This is a genomic window from Pseudomonas pudica, from assembly GCF_015680405.1.
Taxonomy (GTDB): Bacteria; Pseudomonadota; Gammaproteobacteria; order Pseudomonadales; family Pseudomonadaceae; genus Aquipseudomonas; species Aquipseudomonas pudica.
In genome coordinates, this window is the sequence record NZ_JADLJS010000052.1 from 1 (window position 1) to 15001 (window position 15001).

A 15001-nucleotide genomic window follows, 5' to 3' on the forward strand; every position below is an offset into this window, starting at 1 on the left:
GGGCTGCGTAGCAGCCCCCGGGTCTTGCGTTGATGCACAGATTGCCGGGGCCGCTACGCAGCCCATCGCGACACAAGGCCGCCCCTACAGGGGGGCACGTGTTCGTGGGCTAGCCCTGCTGCCAACCGGCAATCAGGCGCTGGGCATTCTCCTCGCAATCCATCCCTTGCGGCTTGTCTTCCATGCCCGCAATTACCGCCAGCAACTGCGCGCGGCTGTGCGCCAACCGCTGCTGCATCACTTCATCGGCGTCCTCTACCGGAGCACGGCCATGAACAAACCCTTTCACGCGCTGATCCTTGCACTGGCAGCGCTTTCTGCCTGCTCGTCCAACTCCGCGCTGTACCACGACCAGCCGCTGGTGGCGAAAGTCGCCAACGGCATGAGCCGAGACCAGGTCATGCAGGTCGGCGGCAAGCCTGATGCCGAGACCGAACGCACCGTGGTACCCGGCACCTGTTTCGACTACATGCTGACCAAGGGCGACAACCGCCACCCCTATAGCGTCAGTTTCGATGGCACCGGCAAAGTGGACAATACCGCTTTCATGACCTGCGCCGAGTGGAGCAATGCCCAGCGCAGGGCCCGCCTGCCGAGCATGGGCGGCTCCAGCGGCTCGGGTTACTGAGTCAGTCCAGGCATTCCCTGGCAGCCTGTCGCAATTTGTCGCCAGACAGGAAGCTGCCCTTGTAGAAAGTCGCGCGGCTGCCCTCGCGGGAGTCGACTACGTCCAGCACATCATCGGATGCCACGGCGCTGGGGGCCGTCAGCCGGTAGCCGTGGGCAATCGATTTCTGCGTGGCCTGGGGCGCCAGCGCTTGCCACTTGGGTAGTACGCAGGCGGCGTACTGCTGGGGCGATTTGTGGGTCAGCTTGCTGGCAGTGGGTTTGCCAGGGGTCGCGCAGCCGGCAAGGCCGGTGATCATTACAGCGGACAGAAAGAGACGAAACGTAGACATTTGCAATTGGCCATCAAGGATACGCTGCATTCTAACGGGGGTTGTATTGGCTTACCAATCAACCAAAGTCTGGCTGCACGGAGCGGGTTCGCCCGCGGACACCGGCGCAGCCAGTGCCCAACGCGTCGCCTGCCGAGGGGCTGCTTTGCAGCCCATCGCGACACAAGGCCGCTCCTCCAATTGACGGCGCTCGTCGACACCTGCGCCTGACGTCAATCCAGCGCGCCGTGGAGCACCTCGTAGATGATCCCCGTAGCGACTGCCACCAGGATCAGGTCCGCACCCGCCTGCATCCATTCATAGCCATCGTAACGAGGGAGCTGCCCCAGCAGCCTGCCATCGAGCTTCTTGGCGATACCCGGCGGCAGTGGTTTGCCACGGGCCAGGTTCTTCTGAATGCCAGGGGGCAGCGCCGGCCCAGGGCTCCAGTAACCACGGTGCCCGTCAATAATGCCAAGCACATCGCCACGGTTTATCGACGGGCCACCATACGAACCGCCGTGACCTTGACCATGCTGGCCCTTGTCCTTGCCATGGCCCTGCCCTTTACCATTACCCGGGTCGGCATAAGTGAGCACTGGCCCTAATGCCAGCGCAATGGCGGTAGCGACAACTGCCAATCGACGCATTGTCATAGCTGTTTCCTTACACCAGGGACGTCCCAGCACTGTAGACCAAAACCCGGTTCAGGGTGAAAGTCCCCAAACGCGGGTCAGGGCTTGGCACTGCGATAGAGCATGATGGCTGCCACATCAAGGGTCAGCACTGCTATGGCGAAGAGAACCATGAAGTACAGATCTTCCGGAAACATGGCCGTACCCCCAAATAGACAGGTTTGCTGGGATGCTGCAATTCCCGTTCCTGATGCCCCGGCTCAGTAGAGACGGGCCTTGATCAGCGGGCGCAGCAAGTAATTGAGCACGCTGCGCTTGCCACTGAGAATATCCACTTCGGCAACCATGCCGGGGATGATCGGCAGCACCTCCTCGCCGCGCTTGAGCTGGCTGCCGTCAGTGCGGATCAGCACCTGGTAGTACGACTCCTTGCCGTGAGGCGTGTCCTCCTCGATGGTGTCGGCGCTGATCTGCTCCAGGGTGCCCTTGAGGTCGCCATAGATGCTGAAGTCATAGGCGGTAATCTTCACCTTGGCCGGCATGCCCGGCACCAGGAAGGCCACGTCGCGCGGCTTGATCCTGGCTTCTACCAGCAGGCGGTCCTCTACCGGAATCACTTCCATGATCGCCTCGCCGGGCTGGATCACCCCGCCACGGGTATTGATCAACACGGTGTTGACCCGCCCACGCACCGGCGAAACGATCCCGGTGCGGCGCAGCTGGTCCTGGCGCTGCTGGACAATCGGCTCCAGGGCACTGAGGTCGGCCTTGCGCTGTGAGCGCTCGGTGTAGGCGTCCTGGAAGTAGCTGCTCTTCAGCTCGGTCAGCTTGCCGTTGAGGGTAGCGATGTCCTGGCTCAGCCGCAGCGCCTCCATCTGGCTCACCGCACGCTTGGCTACCAGCGGGCGGACCAGGTCGAGCTGGCTCTGGGCCAGGCTGATCTGCCGCTGGATAGCCTGGCTACCTTCGAGCAGTTTGTCCCGCCGCGACTTGAACAACTCGCGCTCGGAACGCGCCAGCGGCCCTTGCGGGTCGATGTCTGGCGGGAACTCGATGGCCGCCTTGCCCAGCACCTCGGCGTCCAGCCGGGCAATGGCCGCCCGCAGCACGCCGGCCTGGTTTGCCGACTCCTGGAAATTGGTCAGAAAGCGTGTCTCGTCCAGGCGCAGAAGCGGCTGGCCAACCTCCACCAGGTCACCCTCCTGCACCAGCAGGCGGTCGAGAATGCCCCCTTCCAGGCTCTGGATCTTCTGGATGCGGCTGAACGGCACCACACGCCCGTCGCCGCGCGTCACTTCATCGAGCTCGGCCCAGGCGGCCCAGGCGACGAACAGCAGGACGCTGCCGAGCAGGGTCCAGAGCAGCGGGCGATACACCGGGTGAGTGGTTGCCAGCAAGGGGTCGGCCAGTTGCCGACGCAACACTACAGAACTATTTTCAGTTGCCATGGCCGGCTCCTTCGGCGACCTGTGGCGCCTGCACCTGGTTGCCCAGCACTACCTGGTTCAGCGGGCCGTCCATGATCACCTGGCCGTTGCGCAGCACCACTGCACGGTCCACCAGGGCCAAGACGCTTTTCTTGTGGGTGGTGATGATCAAGGTTCGCCGGCCCAGCCATTTCTGCAGGTAGTCGATGACCTGTTTCTCGCTGTTCTGGTCGAAGGCTGCGGTCGGCTCGTCGAGCAGCAGGATAGGCGGGTCCTGCAGCAGTACCCGGGCCAACCCCACCGCCTGGCGCTGGCCGCCGGAGAGGCTGGCGTTGCCCTGGATCGGCATGTCCAGCCCCAGCGGGTGGGAGCGTACGAAAGTACCCAGCCCCACGCCATCGAGGGCCTCCAGCAATTCCTCGTCGCCCAGCGCGGCATTCGCCAGGTTGAGGTTTTCCCGCAGGCTGCCGTGGAACAGCGCCACATCCTGCGGCAAGTAACCGATGCCACGCTGGCGGTCGGCCGGGTCGAGCTGGCTCAAAGCGATGTCGTCCAGCAGCAGCCGGCCGGATTGCGCGTCGAGCAGGCCACTGAGCAGCCGCAGCAGGGTCGACTTGCCGGCGCCGTTGCCGCCGAGCAGCGCCACCCGCTCGCCGGCCTGGATGTTCAACGCATGCACATCGACCACCGGTGGGCTGTCGCCATGGGCCAGGCGCAGCGCCTCCAGGCGGTAATGCCCGTGCAGCCGGTCGCGGTGCACGAAGCGCTTGCCGGCGGGCCGCTCCTGCTCGGCGAACATCAGCTGGTCGAGGCCCTCCAGGGCCACCTTGGTATGTTGCCAACGGCCAAGGATGGCGGCAGCCTGGGACAGCGGAGCGATGGCCCGCGAGGCCAGGATCGAACAGGCCACCAGGGCGCCGACGGTCATCGCGCCGTCGCTAATCCGGTAGACGCCGAACACCACCACCCCGACGTAGCACAACTGCTGGACGATGCTCGCCGAATAGCTGAGGGTCGAGGCCAGGGCGTGGGTCTTCATTGCGGTACCGGCCAGTTCCCCGGTGAGCATCTCCCACTGCTGGCGGCAGCGGCCCTCGGCACGCGCGGCCTTGACCGTCTCAAGGTGTTCGAAGGCTTCCAGCAGCACGCTGTTCTTCATCGCACCCTCGCGCAGGTTCTGCCGTGACAGGTGCCCCAGCAGGCGCTGGGTCAGCAGCCCCGGCAGCAGCATCAACACGCAGGCCACCAGCGGCACCCAGACCACATGGCCACCGATCACGGCAATGATCAACAGGAAGATCGCCACGAACGGCAGGTCGCTGATCAGTGCGGCGCTGGAGGAAGTGAAGAACTCGCGGACCGACTCGAACTCACGCACCTGGGTACTGAACGCTCCCATCGACGCCGGCTTGGCGGCGATCCGGGTGCTGAGCACGCGCCCGAACAGCAGGCTTGACAACTGCAGGTCCAGGCGCTTGCCAAGTACGTTCAGCAGGTGCCCGCGAAGAATCCGCAGTACCCCGTCGACGATGATCGCCAGGGCCACGCCGCTGGCGAGTATCCATAGGGTATCGAAAGCCGCGTTGGGCACCACACGGTCGTAAACCTGCATGGCGAACAGCGCCGAGGCGACAGCCAGGACGTTGGCCACCAGGGCGGCCGCCGTGACTTCGGCATAGGAGCGCCAGAGCCGCTTGAGCGGCCCGAAGAACCAGTGCTCCGGCAGGCCGCTGGCGTAGTCGCCCACCCGCCCATCGGGGCGGTAGCGGCACTTGGCGAACACCGCCGAGCCGCTGTAAAGCGCCTCCAGAGCAGGCAGCGTCATGCACTCGCGGCCGCCGTCGCTGTGCGGTACCAGTACCTCATACTGCTCACCCTCTACGCCAACCAGCAGCAGGCTGCGGCCATCGTCGAGCAACAGCAGGGCCGGCAGCAGGTAGGCATCCATCTGCCGCAACGGCAGCTCCGCGACCCTGGCGGTGATGTCGGCGCGGCGCAGGGCGCGGGAGACCAGGCGCAGCGGCAGGCGTCCGTGCTCCAGCGCAAGGCCGTCGACCAGCTCGGCGTCGCCCAGCGGCCGGCCCAGTTGTCGGCACAGCAGCAGCAGGCCCTGGCGCAGCGGGTCGTCGTGGTTCAGGCTCACGACATTGTCCGGGGATTGTTCAACTTCCATGATTCAACCGGTTCTCCAGTAATGCCCCCAACAGCCCGACCTGCGCGGCCGCCCGGTACTCGATGCGCTTGCGCTCGATATGCAGATTGATCAATTGCCGCTCGGCCTCGAAGCGCTCGCGCTGCACGTTGAGCAAGTCGATCACATCGCGCCGGCCAACCTCGAATTGCTCGCGGTACAGCTCGCCAACCTGCTCCGACTCCGTCACCTGCTGGCTCAGCGACTGTTCCCGCCAGCGCAACGTGTCACTGTTGTCGAACAGCGTCTGCAACTGCCGGCGGATGTCACGCTGCATCGCATCGGCCGTCCATCGCGCCGACTCCAGTCGCTGTTGCGCAGCAGTCGGCCGACGGAAGTTGGAAAGCCCCTGGAAGGTGTCCATGCGAAAGCGCAGCGACATCACCGAGTCGCTTTCCGGGCGACCGCCGATCTCCCGGCGCAACGCGGAGGCCTCCAGGTTCAACTGCGGCAGCAACGAAGCCTTGGCCTCGCGGACTTGCGCCTCGGCGACATTGGCGTCCTCCAACGCCTTGCGCTGCAACGGCGACTCGCGGATCACCCGCGTCATGTCGCTGGCAGCCAGGTAGCGCTGCAGCGACATCGGCTCGGGCTCCACCAGCTCGGAGGGGTCCTGGCCAACCAGGATCGCGTACTGGTTGCGCGCGTCCTGCAGGTTGCCCTTCTCCAGCGACAGCTGTTCCTGGGCACGCGCCAGTTCGAGTTTGGCGCGGTCCAGTTCGCTGCGGTCGGCGTAACCGTCGCTACCGCGTGCCTGGGTCATCTCGCGGATGCCGTCCAGGCGCTGGATGTGCTGGCGCACCGTCTCCACCCGGCGTTCCGAGGCAAGCACGTCGAGGTAGGTTTCGACTATATCCAGCGCCGCATCGTCGCGCGCCACCAGCACCGCCTCGGACAGCTTGCGCTGGGTGGCGCTGGCGCTGTCGACCTTGCTCGTCACCCGTCCCCAGTCATACAGCATCTGCGATACGGTGACGTCGTAGACGACCTCGCCGACGTCGAACTCCTGCGGCCCCCCGGACATGGTGACAGAGGGGTAATAGCCGCCCTTGGCGATCTCAACCTCGGTGCCCGCCCGGTCCGCCTCGGCCATCGCCGAACGCACCTGCGGGTGGATCGCCAACCCTGCCCGCACCGCCTGGTCGAGCGGGATGGCCGGGGCGGACAACGGCAGCCCGAGGCACAGGAGCCACAGGGCTCCCGCGCCAGGGCGCCTCCCCTTGAGCACGGACAAGCCGCGCATCAGACCACGACCTGTACCGTGTTGTCCTCGATCAGCAGGGTACTGCTGCCAAAGTTGTAGACATCGTAGGTAATGCCGTTGACCTGTTGGGTGGTCCCGGTGTTCACGGCACCCACCACGTTGAGGGTGTCGTTGCTCTCGCCGGTAATCTGCAGCACGTTGTTGGCATCGGTGATGGCGTCGACCTCCGCTGCGGTCAGGGTCAGCACGCTCCCCGAGTCGCCCTTGCCGAGATCGATACGCTCGATGTTGGAGAGCGTGCCGACGCCGACGGCGTTGTAGTCGAGGTCGATGCCGTCGGCCAGGACCAACGTGTCGAAGCCGGCGCCGCCGTCGATGCTGACGAAGTTGGTCGCGGTGATCTGGATGGCATCGTTGCCGTTGCCCGCCACCACGTGATCACCGGTCCCCACGTTGAAGATCAGGTCGTTGCCATCACCTCCATTGATGTGCTCCGAACTGCCGCTCGCCCCGGACATGACATCGTCCCCCGAGGTGCCGTTGACGTCGATCTGGCCGATATTCAGCGATAGCCCGTTGGGGGTCAGGGTGATGCCGTAGGCCGAGCTGTCGTTGCCATTGGTATCGGTGGCGACAATGTTGAACGAGATCTGCGAACCGAGGTTGAGGATATCGGTGATGTTCAGCCCCAGCTGGGTGAGGACGGTCGGGCTCAGCAGGTTCAGCGAGAAGTTGCCTGAGCTGTCCGCCTGGATCGGCAGCAGCTCGACGTTCAGCGCCGGGGTGATGACACGGATCACCACGCTGGAGTCCGGCTCGGTGGTACCGCTGAAACCGAACCGCGGGTTCAGCGGGTTGAGGCTGACATCGACACCGAAGTTACCGATGGTGACTGGCTGCTCGATGCTGCTGCCGACACCGATGGTTGCCACATTGCTCGGGTTGCCGGCCGGATCCTCGCCGGTGACCGAGACCTGGGCATTGAGCAACTGGTCCAGCGTAAGGTCGATGTCCAGGTCGGTGAGCAGGTTCAGCGAAGCCAGCCCGCTGTTGTCGGCAGTCACCGTGGCGGTGGCAGTGACGCCGCCGATGTCCACTTCGACCGTCAGTTCGGTTCCCGGATCGGTCGAGATGGTCAGGATGCTGCCCACCAGCGACAGCACCGGGGTCGCAGGCGGGATGGTGTCGACGGTGAACGGCACCGGGGTCGAGGCAGTACCGCCATTGATGTCTGCAGTGACGGTAGAAGCGCCCTCCGGGAACGGCCCCATGCCACTACCAGGGGGAATGGTCACGGTGACGCTGCCGGCCAGGATATCGCCAGCTGTGATGGTGTGCGTTGCCTGGGTCTCGTAGCCGTTCTGCCCGGCGAAGGCGACGGTGATAACCTGGCCGACCTGCATGGTCGGGCGGATCGTCACGTCGACCTGGATGCCATCGCTGATCTCGGCAGCGTTGATCCAGGTATCGGCTGCCTCCGGCACGCTGATGGTCGGTGGTGCCAGGTCCGGCGCGTTGATCGTCGCCGGGCCGCTGAGGTTGCCGGCAGCGTCGGCGGTGACCCCGCTGATCAACTCGCCCGTGATCAGCGGTGGTGCCAACGGCAGGCTGAAGTTGCCGCTGCCATCGACATTCACCGTGATCGGGTTGGCGGTATCGCCGTCGATCACGAGGCGCACCTGGCTGTTCGGCTCGGCGGTACCGGTCAGCAGCGCACCGTCGGCACTGATGCTCAGCAGCGGCGCCGACGGCGCCACCGTGTCGACCGTGGTACTGGCCGGGCCACTGGTATTGCCGGCGGCGTCCTCGGCCACTGCGGTGACCACGGTGCCATTGGCCAGCGGCGTGGCCGGGGTGAAGCTCCAGTCGCCACTGCCGTCGGCGGTCGTCTCGCCGATCGGGTTGCCACCACCGTCGGTGAGGATGACGGTGGCGCCAGGCTCAGCGGTACCCGTGAGCACTACACCATTGCTCGGCTCGATAGTCGGTGCGGTCGGGGCGATGGCATCGACGGTGGCGCTGGTCGGCCCGCTGGTATTGCCGGCAGCATCCTGGGCGACGGCATTGATGACTGTGCCGTTGGCCAGCGGCGTACCGGGCGTGAACGACCAGTTGCCGCTGCCATCGGCGGTGGTCTGGCCAATCGGGTTGCCGCTGCCATCGGTGAGGATCACCCTGGCGCCGGCCTCAGCAGTACCACTGATCTCGGTACCGTTGCTCGGCTCGATCGTCGGCTGGCCAGGGGCTACCGCATCCACCGTGGTGCTGACTTGTGGGGTGCTGGTGTTGCCAGCGGCGTCCTGGGCCACGGCATTGATGACCGTGCCATTGACCAGCGGCGTACCGGGCGTGAACGACCAGTTACCGCTGCCGTCGGCAGTCGTCTGGCCGATCGGGTTGCCGCTGCCGTCGGTGAGGATCACCCTGGCCCCGGCCTCAGCAGTACCACTGATCACCACCCCGTTGCTCGGGTTGATGACCGGTGCGGCCGGCGCGACGGCGTCAACGGTGGCGCTGGTCGGCCCGCTGGTGTTGCCGGACGGGTCCTGGGCCACAGCGTTGATCACCGTGCCGTTGCCCAGCGCAGGCGAAGGCGTGAAGGCCCAGTTGCCACTGCCATCGGCGGTCGTCTGGCCGATCGGGTTGCCGCTACCGTCGGTGAGGATCACCTCGGCTCCAGCTTCGGCGGTACCACTGATCACCACCCCATTGCTCGGGTTGATGATCGGTGCGGCCGGCGCGATGGCGTCAACGGTGACGCTGGCCGGCCCGCTGGTATTGCCGGCCGGGTCCTGGGCGACGGCATTGATGACTGTGCCGTTGGCCAGCGGTGTACCGGGCGTGAACGACCAGTTGCCACTGCCATCGGCCGTGGTCTGGCCGATCGGATTGCCGCTGCCATCGGTGAGGATCACCCTGGCGCCGGCTTCAGCGGTACCACTGATCTCGGTACCGTTGCTCGGCTCGATCGTCGGCTGGCCAGGGGCTACCGCATCCACCGTGGTGCTGACTTGTGGGGTGCTGGTGTTGCCAGCGGCGTCCTGGGCCACGGCATTGATGACCGTGCCGTTGACCAGCGGCGTACCGGGCGTGAACGACCAGTTGCCGCTGCCGTCGGCAGTCGTCTGGCCGATCGGGTTGCCGCTGCCGTCGGTGAGGATCACCTTGGCCCCGGCCTCAGCAGTACCACTGATCACCACCCCGTTGCTCGGGTTGATGACCGGTGCGGCCGGCGCGACGGCGTCAACGGTGGCGCTGGTCGGCCCGCTGGTGTTGCCGGACGGGTCCTGGGCCACGGCGTTGATCACCGTGCCGTTGCCCAGCGCAGGCGAAGGCGTGAAGGCCCAGTTGCCGCTGCCATCGGCGGTCGTCTGGCCGATCGGGTTGCCGCTACCGTCTGTGAGGATCACCTCGGTTCCAGCTTCGGCGGTACCACTGATCACCGCCCCATTGCTCGGGTTGATGATCGGTGCGGCCGGCGCGATGGCGTCAACGGTGACGCTGGCCGGCCCGCTGGTATTGCCGGCCGGATCCTGGGCGACGGCATTGATGACTGTGCCGTTGGCCAGCGGCGTACCGGGCGTGAACGACCAGTTGCCGCTGCCATCGGCGGTAGTCTGCCCTATCGGGTTGCCGACGCCGTCGGTGAGGATGACAGTTGCGCCGGCTTCGGCAGTACCACTGATTTCCGTGCCATTGCTCGGCTCGACCACCGGCGCGGCCGGTGCCACGCCGTCCACGGTAATGACCGCTGGCGCACTATCGACCCCTCCGGGGTTGCGCGCCACCGCGTTGACTACGGTGCCATCGGGCAGCGGTACGCCAGGTGTGAACGACCAGTTACCGCTGCCGTCGGCGGTGACCTGGCCGATCGGGTTGCCGTTGCCATCGGTGAGGATAATGGTGTTACCGGCATCAGCGGTACCGCTGATCACCGAGCCGTTACTCGGATCGACCTGCGGAATCGACGGCAGCGACGAGTCCACCGTGGTGCTACCTGGAGCACCAGTATTGCCGGCGGCATCGGTCGCCGTGGCGTTGACCACGGTGCCATCAGGCAGTTGTGTGCCCGGTGTGAATGTCCAGTTGCCGCTACCGTCAGTGGTGGCCTCGCCAATCGGATCACCATTGCCATCGGTGAGGGTCACGGTGCTGTTCGGTTCGGCAGTACCGTTGATCACGGCGCCGTTGCTCGGGTTCACCACTGGCGCGGCGGGTGCGATCGAATCCACCGTGGTGCTGCCCTGCGGGCCGGTGTTGCCGGCCGGGTCCTGGGCCACGGCATTGACCACCGTGCCGTTGGCCAGCGGTGTACCGGGAGTGAAGCTCCAGTCGCCGTTGCCGTCGGCGGTGGTTTCGCCGATGGGGTTGCCGCTGCCATCGGTCAGGATGACGGTGCTGCCCGGCTCTGCGGTGCCGCTGATTTCGCTGCCGTTGCTTGGTTCGACCACTGGTGCGGCCGGGGCTACCGAGTCCACCGTGGTGGCGGCCTGCGGACCGGTGTTGCCGGTCGGGTCGGTTGCCGTGGCGATGATTACGGTACCGTTGGCCAGCGGTGCACCGGGGGTGAAACTCCAGTTGCCACTGCCGTCGGCGGTGACTTGGGCGATCGGGTTGCCGCCGAGGTCAGTCAGGGTGACGGTGGCGCCCGCTTCGGCAGTACCGCTGATGGTCACGCCGTTGGTTGGATTGATTACCGGTGCAGCCGGCGCACTGGAGTCGACGGTGACCGTGGCTGCCGGGCTGGTGTTGCCGGCCGGGTCGCTCGCCGTGGCATTGACCACGGTGCCATTGGGCAGCGGCGTGGCTGGGGTGAATGTCCAGTTGCCGCTACCGTCGGCGGTCACCTCGCCAATGGGGTTACCGCTGCCGTCGGTGAGGGTCACGGTGCTGTTCGGCTCGGCGGTGCCGCTAAGACTGCTGCCGTTGCTGAGATTGATGGTAGGTACGCCCGGGGCCACGCCGTCCACGGTGGTGCTGGCCGGCCCGCTGGTATTGCCGGCCGGGTCGGTCGCCGTGGCGTTGATCACGGTTCCGTCGGCCAGCGGCGTACCGGGAGTGAAGCTCCAGTCTCCGCTGCCGTCGGCAGTGGTCTGGCCGATCGGGTTGCCGCTGCCATCGGTCAGGGTAATGGTACTGCCTGGCTCGGCGGTGCCGCTGATTTCGCTGCCGTTGCTCAGTTCGACCACTGGCGCGGCCGGGGCTACCGAGTCCACCGTGGTCGCGGCCTGCGGACCGGTATTGCCGGTCGGGTCGGTTGCCGTGGCGATGATTACAGTATCGTTGGCCAGCGGTGTACCGGGAGCGAAACTCCAGTTGCCGCTGCCATCGGCGGTGACCTGGCCGATCGGGTTGCCGCCGGCATCGGTCAGGGTGACGGTGCTGCCCGGTTCGGCGGTACCGCTGATCGTGGTGCCATTGGTTGGATTGATTACCGGTGCAGCCGGCGCGCTGGAATCGACGGTGACCGTCGCTGACGGGCTGGTGTTGCCGGCCGGGTCGCTCGCCGTGGCATTGACCACGGTGCCATTGGGCAGCGGCGTGGCTGGGGTGAATGTCCAGTTGCCGCTACCGTCGGCGGTCACCTCGCCAATGGGGTTACCGCTGCCGTCGGTGAGGGTCACGGTGCTGTTCGGCTCGGCGGTGCCGCTGAGGCTGCTGCCGTTGCTGAGGTCGATGGTGGGCACGCCCGGGGCCACGCCATCCACGGTGGTGCTGCCCTGCCCGCTAGTATTGCCGGCCGGGTCGGTCGCCGTGGCATTGACCACGGTGCCATCCGGTAACGGTGTGCCTGGCGTGAACGACCAGTTGCCGCTACCGTCGGCGGTGGTCTGGCCGATTGGGTTGCCGCTGCCGTCGGTCAGGGTAATGGTGCTGCCAGGCTCGGCGGTACCGCTGATTTCGCTGCCGTTGCTTGGTTCGACCACTGGTGCGGCCGGGGCTACCGAGTCCACTGTGGTGGTCGATGGAGCGCTGGTATTGCCGGTCACGTCGGTCGCGGTGGCGATGATTACGGTACCGTTGGCCAGCGGTGTACCAGGAGCGAAACTCCAGTTGCCGCTGCCATCGGCGGTGACCTGGCCGATCGGGTTGCCGCCGGCATCGGTCAGGGTGACGGTGCTGCCCGGTTCGGCGGTACCGCTGATCGTGGTGCCATTGGTTGCATTGATTACCGGTGCAGCCGGCGCGCTGGAATCGACGGTGACCGTCGCTGACGGGCTGGTGTTGCCGGCCGGGTCGCTCGCCGTGGCATTGACCACGGTGCCATTGGGCAGCGGCGTGGCTGGGGTGAATGTCCAGTTGCCGCTACCGTCGGCGGTCACCTCGCCAATGGGGTTACCGCTGCCGTCGGTGAGGGTCACGGTGCTGTTCGGCTCGGCGGTGCCGCTGAGGCTGCTGCCGTTGCTGAGGTCGATGGTGGGCACGCCCGGGGCCACGCCATCTACGGTGGTGCTGCCCTGCCCGCTGGTATTGCCGGCCGGGTCGGTCGCCGTGGCATTGACCACGGTGCCATCCGGTAACGGTGTGCCTGGCGTGAACGACCAGTTGCCGCTACCGTCGGCAGTGGTCTGGCCGATCGGGTTGCCGCTGCCGTCGGTCAGGGTAATGGTGCTGCCAGGCTCGGCGGTACCGCTGATTTCGCTGCCGTTGCTTGGTTCGACCACTGGTGCGGCCGGGGCTACCGAATCCACTGTGGTGCTCGATGGAGCGCTGGTATTGCCGGTCGGGTCTGACGCGGTGGCGTTCACCACGGTGCCGTTGGGTAACGGGCTGCCCGGTGTGAAACTCCAGTTGCCACTACCGTCGGCGGTGACCTGGCCGATCGGGTTGCCGCCGGCATCGGTCAGGGTGACGGTGCTGCCCGGTTCGGCGGTACCACTGATCGTGGTGCCATTGCTAGGGTTGACCACTGGTGCAGCCGGGGCCTGCGCATCCACAGTCGTGCTCGTCGGAGCGCTGGTGTTGCCCGCTGCATCCTGGGCCACCACGTTGATCACGGTACCGTCAGGCAACGGTGTGGTGGGTGTGTAGCTCCAGTTGCCACTGCCATCGGCTGTCACCTGGCCGATCGGGTTACCGCTGCCATCAGTGAGGGTTACGGTGCTGTTCGGCTCGGCGGTGCCGCTGAGGGTACTGCCGTCGCTCAGATTGATGGTGGGAGCGCCCGGCGCCACGCCATCCACGGTGGTGCTGCCCTGCGCGCTGGTATTGCCAGCCGCATCCTGGGCCACCGCGTTGACCACGGTACCATCGGGCAGCGGTGTCGCGGGGGTGTAGCTCCAGTTGCCGTTGCCATCGGCCGTCACCTGGCCGATCGGGTTACCGCTGCCATCGGTGAGGGTCACGGTGCTGTTCGGCTCGGCGGTACCGCTGAGTTCGGAACCATTGCTCGGGTTGATCACGGGTGCCGCTGGCGCCACGCCGTCGACGATGATGCTGGCGGGCGGGCCGCTGTTACCGGCGGCATCCACTACCACTGCTTTGACCACGGTGCCATCGGGCAGTGGGCTATCGGGTGTGTACGACCAGTTGCCGTTGCCGTCGGCTGTAGTCTGGCCGATGGGGTTGCCGTCGCCGTCGGTGAGCACCACGGTGCTGCCAGGCGCGGCCGTACCGCTTAGGCTGGAGCCGTTGCTTGGGTTGATCTGGGGCGCATCGGGGAAGTCAGGGGCCTGCACGGTCGCGGGCGGGCTGCTGTTGCCGGCAGGATCGGTCACCACCACGGTAACCGTTTCGCCGTTGGTCAGTGGCGGATTCAGCGGGATCTGGAATTTGCCATCGGTGCCGACCACCACGCTGATGTCGGTTTGCCCGTCGCCGTTGCTGTCGATGCCCACGGTGGCGCCCGGCTCGGCCGTACCGCTGATGCTGCTGCCATCCGGGGCAATCTGCAGTCCGCTGGCCGGCGCTGGGGCCGTGGTGTCAGGCGGCACACTGCCGTCACTGCCACCACCACCGCCACCGCCACCGCCACCGCCACCGTTGCTGTTGGCGATAGCGACGCCGCCGCCAATGATCGCGGCACCAGCCAAAAGTGCACCACCGGGGCTGAGGCCGGCAATGGTACCGTCGTTGCCAGTGAGCGACTCGAACCCGGCCAGCGTGTCCTGGGGCACATAACCCGCCACCAGCGGCCCATCGGCAGCGACGGATGGCAGGTCGACGGCAAGCAGTTTGTCCCGGTCTACCAGGTACAACTGGCTTACAGGCTGCCCCTCGACATAGAAGTTGGCAATGCGCAGGCTTTCGCCAGACTTCAGTTGCACGATCAGATCGGCCCCACTTTTCGTGTAGCCCGCCACACTTTCCGGAGCAATATCCAGAACAATGTTACTGCTCTGAGTAAGCGTCAGGATTCCATTGTCGGGGATTGCGATGGGAGCGGCAGAAGTAACACTTTGGGAGAGGGGGGACACCTTGGCCTGAATCGACATACCTGACAGTCCTTTTGTCAACAGCACGACCGGGCGATCGCACGCGTATATCCAGAAATAGCACGCCCCACATAAAATTCCAGAGGGTTTTAAAATATTTCAGGAAGGTCTGTTGCGACGCGCCTACCACCAAGGCTTGCAACAACCGACTTCAACTAATACTTTTGAATT

Annotated in this window: 8 protein-coding genes; 1 reads left to right on the top strand and 7 read right to left on the bottom strand. The window is 65.9% G+C overall.

Features of this window, described 5'->3' with window-relative positions; translation table 11 throughout:
• Positions 1–109: 109 nt before the first annotated feature.
• Positions 110–289, bottom strand: a complete 180-nt coding sequence (locus IRZ77_RS23580; protein ID WP_322492727.1) for a MerR family transcriptional regulator — start codon at positions 287–289, stop codon at positions 110–112.
• On the opposite strand from IRZ77_RS23580, the gene osmE reads away from it, so the two are divergent.
• Positions 272–628, top strand: a complete 357-nt coding sequence (osmE, locus tag IRZ77_RS23585; RefSeq protein WP_196174512.1) for an osmotically-inducible lipoprotein OsmE — start codon at positions 272–274, stop codon at positions 626–628. The two genes, IRZ77_RS23580 and osmE, sit on opposite strands and share 18 nt — an antisense overlap.
• 1 nt (position 629) lies before the next feature.
• On the opposite strand, the gene IRZ77_RS23590 is transcribed toward osmE, so the two are convergent.
• From IRZ77_RS23590 to IRZ77_RS23615, 6 genes are all read right to left on the bottom strand, one after another.
• On the bottom strand, positions 630–989 hold the full coding sequence (locus IRZ77_RS23590) for a hypothetical protein (protein WP_046616707.1): 360 nt from the start codon (positions 987–989) through the stop codon (positions 630–632).
• 182 nt (positions 990–1171) lie between these two features.
• Entirely contained in the window at positions 1172–1594 is a 423-nt protein-coding gene (locus IRZ77_RS23595) for an anti-virulence regulator CigR family protein (RefSeq protein ID WP_196174513.1), read from the bottom strand.
• 239 nt (positions 1595–1833) lie between these two features.
• Complete coding sequence (locus IRZ77_RS23600; RefSeq protein WP_196174514.1) at positions 1834–3021, bottom strand: HlyD family efflux transporter periplasmic adaptor subunit; 1188 nt, start codon at positions 3019–3021, stop codon at positions 1834–1836.
• A complete protein-coding gene (locus IRZ77_RS23605; protein WP_046616710.1) occupies positions 3011–5173 on the bottom strand; it encodes a type I secretion system permease/ATPase in 2163 nt (720 codons plus the stop codon). The genes IRZ77_RS23600 and IRZ77_RS23605 overlap by 11 nt, the downstream gene beginning before the upstream one ends.
• Positions 5163–6434, bottom strand: a complete 1272-nt coding sequence (locus IRZ77_RS23610) for a TolC family protein (RefSeq protein ID WP_196174515.1) — start codon at positions 6432–6434, stop codon at positions 5163–5165. The genes IRZ77_RS23605 and IRZ77_RS23610 overlap by 11 nt, the downstream gene beginning before the upstream one ends.
• The gene (locus IRZ77_RS23615; RefSeq protein ID WP_196174516.1) at positions 6434–14830 is read right to left on the bottom strand and encodes an Ig-like domain-containing protein; all 8397 of its coding nucleotides are present in this window, start codon (positions 14828–14830) and stop codon (positions 6434–6436) included. The genes IRZ77_RS23610 and IRZ77_RS23615 overlap by 1 nt, the downstream gene beginning before the upstream one ends.
• Positions 14831–15001 lie beyond the last annotated feature (171 nt).